General features: G+C 37.6%; 12 protein-coding genes. All 12 read right to left on the reverse strand.

Annotated features, from left to right (window positions below; genetic code table 11):
- Positions 1-86: 86 nt before the first annotated feature.
- A complete protein-coding gene (locus tag ACXAGS_RS09340) occupies positions 87-470 on the reverse strand; it encodes a cytochrome C oxidase subunit IV family protein (RefSeq protein ID WP_010518462.1) in 384 nt (127 codons plus the stop codon).
- A 30-nt stretch (positions 471-500) separates the two neighbouring features.
- Positions 501-1,478 carry a cytochrome c oxidase subunit 3 gene (locus ACXAGS_RS09345; protein WP_474906289.1) on the reverse strand — a complete coding sequence of 326 codons (978 nt, stop codon included), beginning with the start codon at positions 1,476-1,478 and terminating at the stop codon, positions 501-503.
- Positions 1,479-1,569: 91 nt separating this feature from the next.
- On the reverse strand, positions 1,570-2,154 hold the full coding sequence (locus tag ACXAGS_RS09350) for a cytochrome c oxidase subunit 3 (protein ID WP_474906290.1): 585 nt from the start codon (positions 2,152-2,154) through the stop codon (positions 1,570-1,572).
- Positions 2,155-2,164: 10 nt separating this feature from the next.
- Positions 2,165-3,064 carry a heme o synthase gene (cyoE, locus tag ACXAGS_RS09355; protein ID WP_474906291.1) on the reverse strand — a complete coding sequence of 300 codons (900 nt, stop codon included), beginning with the start codon at positions 3,062-3,064 and terminating at the stop codon, positions 2,165-2,167.
- A 144-nt stretch (positions 3,065-3,208) separates the two neighbouring features.
- A complete protein-coding gene (locus ACXAGS_RS09360) occupies positions 3,209-3,913 on the reverse strand; it encodes an energy transducer TonB (RefSeq protein WP_474906292.1) in 705 nt (234 codons plus the stop codon).
- 69 nt (positions 3,914-3,982) lie between these two features.
- On the reverse strand, positions 3,983-4,393 hold the full coding sequence (locus ACXAGS_RS09365; RefSeq protein ID WP_474906293.1) for a VanZ family protein: 411 nt from the start codon (positions 4,391-4,393) through the stop codon (positions 3,983-3,985).
- Complete coding sequence (gcvH, locus tag ACXAGS_RS09370) at positions 4,362-4,742, reverse strand: glycine cleavage system protein GcvH (protein ID WP_474906294.1); 381 nt, start codon at positions 4,740-4,742, stop codon at positions 4,362-4,364. Before gcvH ends, ACXAGS_RS09365 begins: the two co-directional genes overlap by 32 nt.
- A gap of 85 nt (positions 4,743-4,827) precedes the next feature.
- On the reverse strand, positions 4,828-12,018 hold the full coding sequence (gene sov, locus ACXAGS_RS09375) for a T9SS outer membrane translocon Sov/SprA (protein WP_474906295.1): 7,191 nt from the start codon (positions 12,016-12,018) through the stop codon (positions 4,828-4,830).
- A gap of 5 nt (positions 12,019-12,023) precedes the next feature.
- The gene (gene ruvA, locus ACXAGS_RS09380) at positions 12,024-12,605 is read right to left on the reverse strand and encodes a Holliday junction branch migration protein RuvA (protein ID WP_474906296.1); all 582 of its coding nucleotides are present in this window, start codon (positions 12,603-12,605) and stop codon (positions 12,024-12,026) included.
- Between the two features lie 3 nt (positions 12,606-12,608).
- Complete coding sequence (locus tag ACXAGS_RS09385) at positions 12,609-14,903, reverse strand: NADP-dependent malic enzyme (RefSeq protein ID WP_474906297.1); 2,295 nt, start codon at positions 14,901-14,903, stop codon at positions 12,609-12,611.
- A gap of 102 nt (positions 14,904-15,005) precedes the next feature.
- Positions 15,006-16,280: an MFS transporter gene (locus tag ACXAGS_RS09390; protein WP_474906298.1), complete on the reverse strand. Its 1,275-nt coding sequence runs from the start codon at positions 16,278-16,280 to the stop codon at positions 15,006-15,008.
- A 136-nt stretch (positions 16,281-16,416) separates the two neighbouring features.
- Complete coding sequence (gtfA, locus tag ACXAGS_RS09395; RefSeq protein ID WP_474906299.1) at positions 16,417-17,871, reverse strand: sucrose phosphorylase; 1,455 nt, start codon at positions 17,869-17,871, stop codon at positions 16,417-16,419.
- Between the last annotated feature and the right edge of the window lie 111 nt (positions 17,872-17,982).

Below are 17,982 nucleotides of genomic sequence, written 5' to 3' on the forward strand. Positions count from 1 at the left end.
TGTACAATAAACACAGACAAATAGTTAACTACAAAAATAAAAAAAGGCGGTTTTAAAACCGCCTTTTTAACTCTTAAATATCATAATTAGAAGTTCCAAGATAGATATCCATTTTTAAATACATCATAGATATAAGTTGCTTCAAAAAGCAATATAAATACCAAATAGATGATCAAATAAATAGGAGTCCAAACAATTGCTCTTCTCAATGAACTTTTTTCGTCTCTTAAATGCATAAAATCCCAAGCAATGTAATAGGCTTTAACCAATGTTAGGATAATGAAAACCCAGTTTAATAGTTTCATGTCCAGTATATAGGTCTTCATAAAGAAATCTGGTTTGTAGATACCTAAAATTACTTCTACCGCAGTTATGATAGAAAGAAAAATAAGTACACCCCAAATTTTCTGTATGTTGGACTTAAACTTTACTAAACCTCTAAATATTTCTAATTTATGTTCGTGTGCCATTTTAATACTTTTAAATACGTTGTACGGTGATTAAACTAAGTAGAAGAAGGTAAATACAAATACCCATACCAAATCTACAAAGTGCCAGTAAAGACCTACTTTCTCTACCATTTCATAGTGACCTCTTCTTTCATATGTTCCTAAAACAACATTTAAGAAAATAATCACATTAATTACCACACCTGAGAATACGTGGAAACCGTGAAATCCTGTAATAAAGAAGAAGAAATCTGCAAACAAGCGGCTGCCATACTCATTTCTTACCAAGTTAGCACCTTCTACTACTCTTACCGCTTGGTTTACCTTAGCCAAGGTCTCTGAACGATTTAAAATAGTTTTATGCCCTTCTTCATTAATTTGCTCCGTTCGCACCAATATATTAGGATTATCTTTTAATCCTGCCAACACTTCGTTTAAAGAATATGAAGGCAAAGAACTTTCTCCCATATACCAGATACCAGCATCTTTAGTATGTTGTTCTCTTGTTTCTGGCATAGACTTTGCAAAATCGCCTATAGCAATTCGCTTATTATCATTAGCAGCATCTACAAACTGTAGAATTCTGCCTCCTTTGGTTTCTAAAGCTCCATAATCACCTCTAATAAATGTTGCCCATTCCCAAGCCTGAGAGCCCACGAAAATTGCACCACCAATAATGGTAAGGAACATGTAGATGATTACTTTGTTTTGTTTCATTTTATGACCTGCATCTACCGCCAATACCATTGTTACGGAAGACATAATTAAAATAAAGGTCATAAAGGCAACATAAATCATAGGATAGTTACCATGGAAAAACGGTACGTGCGTAAATACCTCATCGGCAATAGGCCATGTTTCAATAAACTTGAATCTAGAGAATCCGTATGCGGCCAAGAAGCCAGAAAACGTTAAAGCATCTGACACTATAAAAAACCACATCATCATTTTACCGTAGCTAGCACCAAGGGGCTTATTGCCACCACCCCATACACCATCTTCCGTACCGGTTGTTACCGTTGTTTCCATAAAAAAATTTCGTTTTAATAAAACTTTAGCAAAAATACATCTTTTACCCTTTTCTAAAAGCCTCCTAATGGAAAACTTTTAGAAAGGCAATTTATTTTACAAAGTACATAAAGAGTACCAAGTAAATCCACAGAAAATCTAGAAAATGCCAGAAGGTAGCCCCTAGATCCAATCCTAAATAATCCTCTTTACTATATCTGCCCCTTAAATGATTCACAATCACAATTAATAAGGACATTATACCTGCAGCAACATGTATAATATGTACAAAGGCAATAAGGTAAATAAAAGACATTTTTATATTACTTGTTGGCCCTGTAAAACGATAACCATGTTCCGCAATCATTTCATTAAAACCTAAAAACTGTAATACAATAAAAGTTATCCCTAAAATTAGTGTACCTATCAGACCAATTGTGGTTAAACCATTGTTGCCTTTTTTAATGGCCATTTTAGCAACTATATAAGTAACACTACTTAAAACAATAACTATGGAACTATACCAGAATAATTGTGGCAGCTCTACTGTTTCTAACCAATCTTTACGTTTACTACTAACAATGTAGGCACTTGTCCAACCTGCAAAGCCCATAATTAGACTTACAATACCAAACCAAAGCATCATTTTTTTTGCCCTAGCATTTTTTAACTTAGCAGAACCCTGTGTTAAATCCATACGTTTTACCTCAAATAAATTTATCTACTACATAAACTATCTGCATAAGTGTAATATAACTTACACTAGCCAACATTAGTCGTCTTGCAGACACGTTATCCTTATTTCTATATAACTTTAACCCAAAGACCAACATAACCATTCCCATTGCAAAAACTAAAATTGCTGCTGGTATGGATAGTGTTAGTTTACCCGTAAAACCAAAAACTGGAATAATAGATATCACAATCATCCAAATGGTATACAGTATTATCTGCAGTGCAGTACCTTCATCCTTTTTACCCGTAGGTAACATTTTAAATCCACCCCGGGAATAATCGTCATGTAGCATCCAGCCCAATGCCCAAAAATGTGGAAATTGCCAAAAAAACTGAATCATAAATAAGGTACCTGGTTCTATTCCAAATTCATTGGTAGCAGCAACCCAGCCTAACATAAATGGTATTGCCCCCGGAATAGCACCAACAAAAACCGCTAGCGGAGTTATCGTTTTTAATGGCGTATATACACTAGTGTATAAAAAAATAGAAATAGCCCCAAACAAGGCTGTTTTCGCATTAATTTGATACAAAACCAAAATCCCCATCAATGTCATACAAACCGCAATAGTCATTGCCATGGCTACAGACATTCTACCCGCGGGAATGGGTCTGTTTTTGGTTCTATTCATTAAACTATCAAGGTCTCTTTCTATAACCTGATTATAGGCATTGGACGCACCTACCATACAATAGCCTCCTAAGCCCAATAAAACTATATGTAAAACATTTATGGTATCTGCCCCTAAGAGAAAGCCTGCAATGGAAGAAAAAACGACACTAACAGCAAGTCTTACCTTAGTAATCTCCTTAAAATCTGCTATAACTAAGGGTAAAGTGGTTTGCTTCATTATGCCTACGGCGGACTTCATTTTCCTCTTTAAATTGGCCTGCAAAGATACGCTTGTAGCCCTATTTTTGCAATGTAGTTTAAGTATTAATTTGAATTTCAACTAAAAGGCATAAAAAAAGCCCCAGATTTCTCTAGGGCTTTTGTATACTAAAGTAGCTTTAACCTACTGTAATTTAAATGTAATTGGAATACTAAAAGGAACCTTAACTGGACGCCCTCTTTGTTTACCAGGAGTCATTTTAGGCAATTTGTTGATAATTCTTAACGCCTCTGCCTCTAAATTTTTGTCTGGTCCACGCATTCTAATGTTACCGATGCTACCATCTTTCTGAATTGTAAACATTACAGCTACCCTACCTTGAACACCCATTTCTTGGGCAATTTCTGGATAACGGAAATTTTTACGGATATGCTTTTGCATTTGCTCTTGAAAACAAGCCTTCTTATCACCGGCATTTTCACAACCAGGAAAAACAGGTACATCTTCAATAACCGCAAAAGGTACAGATATATCTTCTTCTACCTCTTCTACCTCTACTTCTTCTACTTCCATGATTTCTTCTTCCTGGCTAGTTTCTGTAGATTCAATTACGGTTTCTTCCACTTCTTCCTCATCTTCTACAACCTCAATTACCTCTGGTGCAGCTGGTGGCGGTGGTGGCGGTGGTGTTTTTATCTGCTCGGTCATTGGCACTTCTTCGTCCAATTGATCCTCAACGTTCAAGGCAATATCATAATCATTTACCTCATCATACTTTTTCCACTCTAGACCTTGCCAAACTAAAAACATAACTAAAGCAAGACCTATAACAAAGTAGAGACCACTATGCCTACCTACATCTGCTTTTGGATTCTTTTTCGGTTCCATATATCTGTTTTGATTTTTTCGTTCTGGGCTAATTTAACTAAATATTTAAATAATGAACAATTTGCCGCCTCAAATTAAGGTAGAAATTAGGGAACGGTACCTTTGAGTGAGTAAACCGGCCAAAGTTGCCCCAGCCGTATTGGCCCAAAAGTCTAAAAAATCTCCTTCTCTACCCAAAGCCATGTACATTTGGAGTACCTCAATGACTGCACCATATAGTATAGCCATACTTACAACAAAGATTATTGCTCTCTTATTTATTCTTTTCCAATTGCTTTGTACCACAAAAACGCCAAGTATAGTTGCTACAAAGTAAAATGTAAAATGTACTGCTTTATCCAAATGAGGTATATCTACACCTATAGTAGGACCATCTGAAAACGAAAATAAGCTGAGTGATGTTATGAGCACCAACCAGCTTATTAATCCTATTAGATATATATTTTTCTTAAGCGCCAACAACTTCCTTATAGTCTGCATCACTTAACAAACTTGCCACTTCATCTTGATTGGCAATTTTAATTTTTATCATCCAACCTTCACCATAAGGATCACTGTTTACCTTTTCTGGCTCATCCTCTAAAGATTCATTAAATTCAATGATCTCACCAGATAATGGCAAAAACAAATCAGATACCGTCTTAACGGCTTCTACCGTACCAAAGACTTCGTCTTTATCTAAAGTCTCATCTAAGGTTTCTACTTCTACATATACAATATCTCCAAGTTCACCTTGTGCAAAATCGGTAATACCCACGGTAGCAACGTCTCCGTCTATTTTAACCCACTCATGGTCTTTAGTGTACTTTAATTCTGAAGGAATATTCATTTTGTTCATTTTAGAGTCGACACAAATTTAAACCTTTCCTTAGCTATTCAAAGTAAAAATGTGCTAATTCTATTTTGTTATAGGATTAATTTCCAAAATTGTAACGAATAGTAAAACCAGCATTTATGGTTGTCTGTGGAAAAGCTGTAGATACTTTAAACTGAGAGAAGCTATGATCATAGAAGAACAAGGCATTTAAGTTCTTGCTTAATGCATAATCTGCAGAGAACTTAATACTCCATAAATCTTGACCCGAAGTTATTTGGTTATTATCTATATCCAAATTACGGATAATGGTTACATTATCTCTTACGGAAAGGTCTGCCTTTAAATTTAAATCTCCTTTTAATCGCGTACGCTCACCGCCAATATTGGTAACAAATTTTACATCTTTAAAGCGATAACCCAATCCTAGGGTATATTCTTTTCCGTTAATTTCGGTAAGCAAGCTGTTGTCAAAACTTAAGGACAAGGTTCTATCCGTTCTAACTTCTGCTAAAACGCTCAAGGAGTTTTTCATTTCAAAATCCATTCGCATTAATGGATTAAACTCATCGGTTAATACCACGTTGCCAATTAAATTCTCTGGAAGCACATTCCCCGTCTCACCATTAATGGGCGCTTGATTTTCCTTAAGCAATTGTTGCCGTTCTAAATTAGTCTGAAAAGAGTTTACGCTATAGGCCGCTCTATAACCATGTTGTAAGGAAAAACGCTTAAATTTCTTTTTAAACCATTTGTTCTTCATTAAACCTGTGTACTTTAAATTCCAGTTTGGAATTGGAATTTCCCTGAAAGCATCTAGGTTTACACGATTTACATCTTGACCGGTGTAGGCAGCAAAAAATGCTGGCAATAATACATCTTGACTAGTTTTACCGTATCCGCTAGGAAACCCGTCTTCATCAGTATCTGCCACCACAACGCCACGATCATTTACAATTCTATTTGCTATAGTTATACGGTTATCCTTGAACTGTTGAAACGTTTCAGAGTCAAACTCATCGCTTTTATTAAAGACCGTACCAATCATTACCGTTGATATGCTAAAATTACCAAAGCTATTTACCAAGCCTGTTTGGCCCTGACGCCATAGGTCTGGCACATAGTTTTCTTGCAAACTATTGGTTGTTTGCCTATCTGCGGTTAAGTCTATGGTTAAATCTGGAATAGGGTTTGCAGTTGCCGTAATATTCAGGTTCTTTACATTGTTTTGCATGTATTGCGAATTGAATTCTGTAAAGTTGGTTAACCAACCTCTTCTAGCCGCTTCAAAACGAACATTTCTTTGGCTACCGAACACAAAACCTACGGACGGCCTTGCCGTACCTATAAACCCAATAGATTGTGTATAACCAGGTAAAACCTTACCGTTGTTTTCGCTATAGTTAACATTTACCCGCTTAACCATGGTAACAAAGTCTATTAGCGCATTTAAACCCTTGCTGGTTTTACCTTTTGGTTTTTCATCTTTTGCACCATCCTTTGGATTGCCTGCTTTATCCCTTCTTAACACACTTGCTCGTGCCACTGGCAATTTTCCATCTCTTTTTTTCAATCCTAAGAAATCATAAAAACGTTGCATGGTCAAATTTGCGGTCAGATTATGCGTATTGGCATTCTGCACCGTATTAATTTGCGCTTCTGGGTCTCCTAGTGCTTCTCTTGCCACCTCTGCCAAAGCATCCCCTCCACGTTGCCAATCAAAATTACTGGTATAGGTATATTGGGCCTTTATAAAATTCAAGAACGGAACCTTATCAAAAGGCAATTCATAATTCAACTGCATTTGCTGGGCATGTCTATTGGGCTCCCCTATATCAAAAAACCCATCCCATAAATCCAATAACTCGTTAACACCAGATTCTTGGTCCCCATCAACATTAAAGTAGTTTCTTACTATATTATTGTTAGAAGCGGTTAGGTTTAAACGAAGTGATTTGGTAATACTGTAATTTAATGCATACTGCCAATTAAACAAATAATTACGTTGTTGTAGCAATGGCAAATCCAATGCCTCCACACCCGGTTCCAAAACATCTCTAAACCTTTGTTGATTAAAAGACCTATTATAATTGGCATTTAAAGAAACGCTTGTAGGCAACAAGTTAAAATTGAGTTCTTTTAGCCATTGCCAATATTTACCCGTAAGCAATGAATCTTTTTTTGCAAATGGTGCTACGGGTGCTGGTTTAAAATTATGGTTATAGACAAAACCTGTAGTAACGTTTTCATCTTGTAAATCTGCAATTTCAAAATCTCTGTGACTGGTTTTGTTGTAAGAATAATTAAAGGTGAAATTCTCAATATCATAGAAATTTTCTTCAGCTTCTTCGCTTCTGTTTTTACGCACACCAATAAAATTAACGCTTCTGCGTTTGGTGTAATCTTCTGCCTGCTCTTGTGTTTGCTCCGCTTGTTCTGCTGTAGGTGCGGCCGCCACAAGGTCATCAAGTTTTAAATCGTCATAAACGGGATCGAACTCTGGCGTAATTAACGTTTCTGATATTCCAAAGTTGAATGGCAATTGCAACCCCCACTTCTTAGGAAATAATTGCCCAACATTAACATTAGTAACCACATCATAAGAAATTGCATCTTCCCTAGCTCTTTCGTTTGGCATTTGGTCAATAGCACCAAATCCAGAGGTACTGGTACTGGCTGTTGCGCTTACATTTGCAAAATCTGCCATATTTGCATCTAGTGCGGCAATGGCCGCCCAACCCCCATTATTATCTAGCCCGGCCAAACGTAGTTCGTTAAACCAAACTTCTCCCCTAGCTGGCAAATCATCTATGTTCTTAACCCCAACCATCATACTACGTATGCTACCAAAAGAGGGGTTACCCCTTATCCCTATCCTGTTTCTACCAAGGGTACGTGGTGCAAATTCATCTACCTCCGTGACTACACCATCTATAACTTCATAGAAACGTAATTCGTTCAAAGGCACACCATCATTACGCTGTGCTATCCGAAGCGATTTTACTTTGTTTAAATCGTCTAAAGAAATATCAATTTCGTTTACTTCTGGCCAAATGCCTTCAGAATCCGTGGTACCATAAGGCGTAAATTGCAAAGCACGTTCTATCTGGTAAAAGTTTTCAGAAAAATCCGTACCAATTCTCAAGAAACCTACTAAAGGTGTAGCATCATCAGAATAATCCGTGTTAAATAACTTTTCGGCATGCATAAACATTTTAATACGCTCATATTGCCTTACGTCTACATTAAGATTTTTAAAAACACCTCTAGCATCACCAGACTCTAAGTTCTTAACAGTAAATGCCAATGATTGTTCGTTTTGATTGATAATTGTGTTATTGTTGTTCAGTTGCTCACGCACCACCCCTGGAGGTAATTTATATGGAATGGGCTCCCTGGTTTCGTTTTCTTGAATATTTACCGTGTTAACTTCCGCAACCGTACCATCATCTCCGGGAATATCATCTACCCCTGGCTGTAAGGTTTTGGTGTAGGAACGCCAGTCGCCACGCACCAAATCCAAGGTTGCAAAACGCAAAACAACATCGTCCTGAAAACCGGTCATGTACATTCGCATAAAGCTAATGGACCTAAAATCTGAAATACCCCCAATAGCATCGGTAAAATCGGTTAGCGGAATTTTATATTGAATCCATCTGTAATTTCTAGGTGTACCATCTGGAACCCTAGTTCCTGTTGCCTGACCTTCCCTAATGTCTGTTACATATTCATCATCTATAGTAGTATTAGGTTTTATCGGAATACGGTATTCATAATAACTATTTACCGTGTTCATGGTTAAATCCCTATCTACATCTTCTACATCTGGCAAAGTGGTAGCCCCCCTATTGGTATTGGTTACTTGAACAGGTGAGTTACCTTGTGGGTTGTTATAATCATAGTAGCGCTCTAAAATACCACCTTCCCTATTTAAATAGTACTGGTAGTTATCTAAAGCCGGGTCATTTGCAGGGCCATTATAAATAGAAGCTTCTTCGGCGTCATCCAAGCCATCATAACCAATATCTTGTAAGGTTCTACTGTTCTCGTCTGCATCAAAGGCATAAACTAAAGCCTGCGTAGAAGGTACTTCTCCCCAAACGGTTTGTCTTGGGGTCTCCGTATTGGTTGGCGTAGGCAATCCATTTTCATATTGCTTTCTGCCATCCTTTAATATATCTTCAGAAATGTTACCCAGATTAAGCACCAACTCTCCTGCGTTTGTATTGCTTGTTTCCCCATCTACATATGGGTCTAGTACCCAAAACTGAACAAATTCTACATTGGATTGCTCAAAATTAGTACTACTTAATGAGCGCATTATACCGGCCCAATTATCTTGAGTAGCCCCTGTGAAACTTGGATTTGCATTGTAAGGCCCTTTAGCCGAAGGAAAATAAGCCAAATCCAAAGTACCTTGAACGGTGGTCTGCCCTTGGGCTATATCTGTCTCTGGAAAAACCTCGCTAATAAATACCCTTCTGGTTGCATTGGATGAAATGTCGCTATCTGAAATTCCAGATGGACGCTGGTTGGTATAAAAAATAGGGTCTATGGTGTACCAAGCCATTTTAGCTCTGTTAAAACCGGTCTCTAAATTTTGAACCCCTTGAGAGAATTCTACGGGTGGGCTCGCCAAAGCCCAACCTAATGAAGAACGGATATCTATTAAAGCCTGCGCACCTTCAAAATCGTCTAGATATGTGGTTGTTTCCCCTTGAAAATCTGCATTCTTGGGTGAATTTGGTTTTAAAAAGGCTACCTCACCACGTAGCGAAATATTAGATGGAACATCCGTATCTATATTGGGCAGCTTATTGGCCAAGCGCGTTAGAAAAGGTACTTCTGTACTAAAGTTGGTGTTTATTCCAAAAATGGTATTGTTTACAGGCTCTACACCGTAATTAGATTTTTGTGTAAGTGGCCTTTCGTTCAAATTCAACAAGGTACCACCTAATACAAAGTTTTTGTTAAATTGATGCTCTACATTTATACCGGTAAACCTTCGTGTTTGCTGACCAAATACAGCATTGTTCTCTACAGATATATTTATTGGCGTATTGGAAGCTTCAAGACTTGGATCCAAGATTTGAACAGTACCAGCCTGATAGTTCACCGTATAATCTATACCCTCTTGCAACTGCCTACCTCCTGCGGTTACCCTAACAGAACCTTGAGGTACGTTAAAAGCCCCAATTGGAATACCATTATTGCCTTGACTTTTATACCTACCTTTTAACTGAAACCTATTTTTCTCTGCTTCTTGCAAAGAAGCTGCCTTGGTTTGGGCATACATGTTCCTAAAAACATATTTTTCTTGGTTTTCATTGTAAGTTGTTGGTTGATTATAATCTTCTACACCTGAATCCAACAAGTTAAAAAGATACTCACCAAACGGCTCCACTTTGGTAAAGATAACCCTTCCGTTTTGCGTATCTACGGTTATACCGGGTACATAATCAAAGAAACCATCACCACCTGGTTGTACATCGTTATAAATATTTAACCGATCTAGATTAAACACATTAATAAGAATACGATCCTCAAGACCACTTGGCCAACCCGTAGCTGAATTTACCGGAGTTATGTAATTTCTTGGTGTAGGATCTGTATATAAAATATTTAATTTGAAATCTTCCTCGCTTAACTGATAAGCACCAGTCGAGTAGATATTTTTCATCATTAAATCCCAGATAGGATCTTCTACATTGGTAATGTTACTTTTAAGCAACTTAAGTATCAACGTATTATTTTCTATGATTGGATTAGCACCACCAGAGACAGTAGTAGCATCTACCCCACCATTGGCAAACTCACCAACTTGATATACGTTACCTTGATAGGTATATTGGAAAGCAACACCCAAAACCTCATCATTGCTCAATCTTTGGTTTAAAGAAATATATCCTAATTGGGTATTAAAATCATAGTCCCTACCTACTTCTAACTTTCTGGCATTTTCTAAAATGGCATAATCAAACCCTTGATTCATTTGATAGCCTCCTAATGCAGCCGCATTAAAACCTTGCTCTACCGTTGCTATATCCCTAATGGCATTTGTTAAGGCACCACCCTGACCCAATTGTGCCGGATCAAAATCGTTATTACTGTTTCTTGGCAAAGCACCATTACCGTTTACATTAAAAAAACTTGCCGGTGGCGTGCCTTCTTTACCTATTCTGGTACGTTCCTCCCCGTTGGGCCCAATTCTACCCTCACCAAGATCTTGTAAAGCTACAATGTTTCTAACATTTGTTACTAGTTGGGTTCTATTGGTTATCCAAACCTCCAAACGGGTAATTTGCACTTGGCTTTGGATAAACGGATAGTTTTGTAGTGCCGAATCATAATTATCCCTAAAATATTGGGATAAGAAAAAGTGTTTATCCTCATCATAATCCAAAGCGGTTAGGGCAAACTCATTAATGGTACCACCACCTTGTGCCACCACCGTATTGTTTTGTGAGCGTTGCTCTGAAAACACTGCGGTAACCGTAGTTTTACCAAACTGTAATTGCGTTTTTACTCCAAATAAACTTTGCGCGCCCGTAATAAGCGAGCTATTAAGTGGCATGTTAACATTACCAATTTCTATTTTTCTAAGTATATCGTCTTCTGTTGGGGTGTAATCTAATTTTACCAGGTTTTGAAAATCAAAAGTAGCTTCGGTATCATAGTTAGCTGTAACCTGTAATCGTTCACCAACATTACCTAATAAACTCAAGCTAATGCGCTGATCAAAATCAAAAGCCAGATTGGTCCTGTTTCTGGGAGAAAGCGCCGGATTGTCATTTTTTTGCCAAATAACACCTAAATCCATGGCCACAGACCCTTGCGGAATAACCTCTATAGTATTGCCACCAAAAATAGATTCAAAGAAATTATTGTTTACATAAAAATTTGGCAACAAGTTCTTACGGGCTTCTTCGCTCCCTTCTTTTTTACCCGTAAAGGCATCTATCTTTTCTTTAAAATAAGATTTTATACCTTCCTTTCTTACCAGATCATAGTACTGTTCCGGTGTTAAAAATATTGGATGGTTTACGTTGAATTCGCCAACACTTTCTGTGTAAACGTAGCGATCTATGGTTGGGTCATATTGGTATTTGGCAACAATACTATTCGGATTTTCCAAAAGTATTTTACCTAATGCCACACCAGTCTGGGTAGAATCCTGTGGCTGTTCGTTATCTTGAGCTTGGACACCCAAGGTCAAGAAAACAAAAACTATACATACAAATAATGGTTTAAACCCAACGGATTTAAACAGAAGAAACACCCCTCTTTTCAAACTAGTTACAAATTTTTAAGCGCCTTTTTAATAATGTCCTCTACGCTCAGGGAGGCATCTGTGGAAAGCACACGATCAATCACTTTTTCTGACTGTCTTCTTGTGTAACCAAGAACCTCTAAAGCAGATAACGCTTCTTCTTTATTTGTATTGTTTGATTTAATGGAAACTTCGTCTAAATCGTAAACCTTTAAAATCTTATCCTTAAGGTCTAAAATTACGCGCTGTGCAGTTTTGGCCCCTATCCCTTTTACACCCTGTATGGTAGCCACATCTTCACTTGCTATTGCATCTCTTACCTGGGTAGGATCTAATGAAGATAACATTGTACGTGCCGTACTGGCACCTATGCCATTTACGGAGATTAATAGTAGAAAAATTTCTCTTTCTGCCTTTTGGGCAAAACCGAATAAGGTATGCCCATCTTCCTTGACCTGTAAATGGGTATACAATAATACATTTTCCTCACTTGGTAAAAGGGAGAAAGTATGCAAAGATATGTTTAGGAAATACCCCACTCCATTACAATCTACAATGGCATAGGTAGGATTTTTTTCTACTAATTTCCCTTTTAAGTAAGCATACATATCTTATTGTTTTGTTTTCGCCATTCTACGCTTTTCTCTTTCCTGCGCATCTATTACCGCAACAGCAGTCATATTCACCATCTCATCTACGCTTGCCCCTAACTGTAAAATATGAACCGCTTTTCTTAGGCCAACCATTATAGGCCCAATGGAGCTAGCACCATTAAGTTGCTTTAGCAATTTATACGTAATGTTAGCGGAATCTAAGTTGGGAAAGATAAGGGTATTCACCTTTTGATTGGATATTTTTGAGAAGGAAAAATTCACATCGCTCATTTCTTTACTTAAAGCAAAGTCTGTTTGCACTTCTCCATCCACTACCAAAGCAGGATATTTTTCATGCAGGATTCGTACCGCATCATTTACTTTTTTTGCTTTAGGGTGATTACTAGAACCATAATTGGAATAAGACAGCATGGCAATAACAGGATTAAACCCGAATGTTGAAGCCACTTGGGCGGTCATTTGTGTAATTTCTGCCAGTTCTTCTGCAGATGGGTCTATATTAATAGAGGTATCTGCCAAGAAAAGCGGACCACGTTCTGTAATCATTATGTTAACAGTAGAAGCCTTTTGCACCCCATTTGCCTTACCTATTACCTCAAAAACAGGCTTTAACACTTTAGGATAGGCCCTTGAGTACCCAGACAACATACCATCCGCAGCACCTTCCAAAACCATCATAGCACCAAAATAATTGCGCTTACCCATATTTACGGTAGCACTATAAAGAGTTTCTCCCTTTCTTTGCCTAAGCTCATACAAGCGTTGCGCATATTTTTTACGCAATGCTTTAAATTCTTCTGCCCTTGGATCAATAATCTCCACATCGGCATCAAACTCCAACTCTATTTTTAGTTCCTCAATTTTTTCTTTATTTCCTAACAGAATAGGAATAGCAATACCCTCTTCATATACAATTTGAGCTGCTTTTAAAACATCTAGCAACTCAGCCTCCGCAAACACAATCTTTTTAGGGTTTACTTTAGCCCTATTATGTAGCATACGTACCACCTTGTTATCATTACCGGAACGCTGCAGTAGCTCTTCTTCATACTTATCCCAATCCTTGATTGGCGAACGCGCCACCCCGCTATCCATAGCCGCTTTGGCAACTGCTGGAGGAATTTTAGCAATAAGTCTTGGATCAAATGGTTTTGGTATTATATAATCTCTTCCAAATGTTAACCTAGTGGTATCATAAGTAATATTTACTTGCTCTGGCACAGCTTCCTTAGTTAAATCTGCCAAGGCCCTTACCGCTGCCATTTTCATATCCTCATTTATTTTGGTTGCCCTAACATCTAAAGCACCCCTAAAAATAAAAGGAAAACCAAGCACATTGTTTACTTGGTTAGGATGATCGGACCTACCCGTGGCCATGATTACGTCTTCTCGCGTCTTTATTGCCAAATCATATGCTATTTCAGGATTTGGATTGGCCATAGCAAAAACTATAGGGTCATTTGCCATGGTCTTAAGCATTTCTGGCGACAAAACATCTGCCATAGAAAGACCTATAAAAACATCTGCATCTATCATAGCCTCTTCAAGCGTATCTATTTTCCTATCCGTAGAGAATTCCGCTTTTTGACTACTGAGGTTATCCCTATCTGAACGAATTACCCCCTTACTATCCAGCATTACAATATTTTCCCGCTTGGCCCCAAATGCCCGATAAAGTCTTGTACAAGAAATTGCGGCGGCCCCGGCACCACTAACCACAATTTTAACTTCATCCATTTTCTTTTCCGCAAGTTCTAACGCATTAAGCAATGCGGCAGCAGAAATAATTGCAGTTCCATGTTGGTCATCGTGCATAACGGGTATGTCCAACTCTTCCTTTAACCTTCTTTCAATTTCAAAAGCCTCAGGTGCCTTAATATCCTCTAAGTTGATACCGCCAAAAGTGGGCGCAATTATTTTTACGGTTTCTATAAATTTATCTACGTCTTCCGTATCCAATTCTATATCTATACCATCTATATCCGCAAAAATTTTAAACAGTAAACTTTTACCCTCCATTACGGGCTTGGACGCCTCTGGTCCAATATTACCTAGACCTAGTACAGCCGTACCATTAGAAATAACAGCAACCGTATTTCCTTTAGAGGTATATTTATAAACGTCTTCTTTGTTTTTGTGAATCTCCAAACAAGGTTCTGCTACCCCTGGAGAGTAAGCCAAAGCCAAGTCTCTTTGGGTTGCGTAGGGTTTTGTAGGAACTACTTTTATTTTTCCAGGCTGTGGCTTAGCATGATATACTAAAGCCTCTCTGCGTTGTTTTTCGTTGCTCATACCTTGTTCGGATTTTGCGGATAAAGGTAAGAACTCTGGCAAAAGTAAACTATGCTAATTCAATCAATCTAAAAATGAATTGCAAAAATGTTACCGTACGGCTTAATCTAAATGCTGTTCTTGTTTTTGTTTTGGCATGTTCAAGCGCAAGGCCAAGACAAAAGCAATAAAGAAAAACACCCCTGCAAAAAGGATAGCGTTTACAGAATTACCGCCAAGAAAATTGGTATATATTGGACCAAAACTCACCGTTTGTATGCCCATTGGAATTACAATCATCATATTTAGGATACCCATATACACCCCCCTGCGGTCTTGAGGAACTATTTTAGAAACCATACTATAGGGAATACCCATCATAGCTGCCCAACCAATACCAAATAATACCATTGGAACTAAAATATATGTAGGATCACTTATGTGCGGAATTATAAATAGACAAATGGCCGTACCCAGCAAACTAAAAGCGTATACTTTTTTATTACCAAATTTCATGGCAATTGGCACCAATATTAAAGCTACGATAGCTGTAGTAACGTTGTAAGTTGTACTCATCTTGGCCGCTTGTGCTGTAGCTTCTGATGTATCCATACGCATGGTAACCCTAAGCAATGGAGTAATAAATTGCCAATAAATAAAAAGGGCATACCACTGGAACAAATAGACCGCGGATAGCTTCCATAAGAACTTTGGCATATCCTTAATAGCCAACCAAATTTCCTCAAAAGGCTTTAATACACGTTTGGAAAAAGGCAACGCTTTATGCTTGTTAATTTCTGCCATTTCCTCTTCGGTTGGCGGAATTTCCGGTGTGGTCAAAACAGACCATAAAATAGTTGCAATTGACAAGAAAGCACCAATAAAGAAAGAGTAATAAAGCCACTTTGGCACTTCTCCTGAAATTTCTTCTCCACCACCAAACCAATCTTGAAATAAGAATATTGAAGCATTGGCCAACAGAATACCTGCACCAACAAATAAACTTTGCATTTGGTACCCAATGTTAAATTGCTTTTCCGGCAATTTATCCCCTACAAAAGCCCGGTAAGGCTCCATGGCCATATTGTTACCTACATCTAAAATCCATAGTAACCCAACGGCAAACCAAAGTGCAGGACTTAATGGAAAAGCAAATAAACATAAGCTACCTAAAATAGCACCTATTAAAAAGAAAGGTTTTCTACGACCAAACTTTGAGCTCCATGTTTTGTCTGAAATAGCTCCAATAATTGGTTGTACAATTAATCCTGTTATGGGGCCCGCTAAATTTAATAAGGGTAAAGTTTCTTCTTTTGCCCCTAGAAACAAAAAAATAGGGTTTATTGCACTTTGCTGTAGACCAAAGCTGTATTGAATACCTAAGAATCCGACATTCATATTGAAAATTTGCCAAAAACTCAACTGAGGTTTAGGTATCTTAAGCATAATAAAATTAGTTTAGTTCAATTAGTTTAAAACCCAATATAGCCAATTATTGCATTTTAAAAGCAGCTTTTTTTCAATTATAACGCTCTTAATTCTTAAATAAAATAGCGTCACCGTTATTAACACCCTCAATCTGAAACTTAGCAGATTCCAGATCAGCTTTTAAGGAAATCCAATCCTCGTTTTTCTCCCACCTTAGCGATAACGAACTTGATTCATTATCCATTTGTAATTCACCATTAAAAGCATTAGCAGTGTTTCTAATTTTCATCAATTCGGCCAGACTTTTAAAAAGAGAAGTCTCGGTTTTTTCCTTCACTTCTTCTTTAGTATAATAGTGTCTATTGATATCTCTACCTACATTTGTTTTGGCAAGCAGCTCCATGTCATTATCATCTCCAAAAAGCCCTACGTAATAAACTTGCGGTATACCAGGAACAAAAAACTGTATGGCCCTTGCCAACAAGTAAGCATCTTCGTCTTTTCCTAAAGCTTCAAAATACGTACAATTAACCTGATATAAGTCTAAATTGGAAGCTGCAGCTCCGGTTGCCTTTAAACTTCTACCTTCGCTTTTACGGTGCATGGTTTTTACAATTTCATCCAAGGTATCGTCTGGAATTAAACCGGGAACACCGTTTTCCGAAGCGACATCTACAATACCAATACCATCGTGCGTGTCTAAAACGGTTACTACATTCTTGGGGGCAACTTTTAACCAGTTAACCAAATTGTCAGCGTTTTTGTTGTACAAAGTATCCAACACCAAAACTGGCAAGGCAAAGTCATACACCAAATCTACTTTTTTTGCTATTTCAATTTGTGTTTTGTAAAAAGAATGTATTTCCACTAATACGGCAATACCCTTAGCATGTGCTTTCTGGGTTAGGTCTGCTATAAAATCAAATGTCTCAGGAATCATAAAACAAGAAGTTCCTGCTTTTTTAATTGCATAACCGGCCGCATCTAACCGTATCATATTTATACCAGCAGCTTCATAGATACTTAAAATATCCTCTAAATAGGAGACACCTTTTGCAGCGTTTACATCTATATCTACTTGCTTAGGCGTAAAAGTGGTCCAGATAAGTTTTTCAGACCCATCTTTGAATTTCATTTTATTAAAAGGAAAACCAGGTCTTGGACGGTAAATATTTATTAACTGTTCATCTGTGGCTCCGCTTGGAAATACCTTATCGTAAGTAAGGAAAAGACTAGCGTATTCTGATTTGTCTCCTTTTTCCAAATAATCTTGGAATTCCATAGAGTCTGACGACATATGATTAACAATCAAATCTGCCATGACATCCACCGATTTACTCAATTTTAATACATCGTCCCAATTACCAATGCGAGGATCAACCAACTTGTGATCAATTGGATCAAAACCGGCATCTTCCCCGTCTATAGGATCAAAAAATGGTAAAATATGGACGCCTCCAAATAGGTCTTTTAACTCGTTTTCAACTAATTTGTTTAAATCTGCAATATTTGCTGCTCCTATACGATCAACATAAGTGATCAACTGCACTTTATTCTCCATGAAAACCTTTAATTTTGCCGTTTAGTTCTTTGTTAACGTTTTTAAAAACAAAGAGTGAAAGTCTTGACCAAAACTTCCACTCTTTAAAAACAGACTCATAAATACTTAAAC

It is taken from the genome of Croceivirga sp. ABH4_376 (assembly GCF_056160685.1).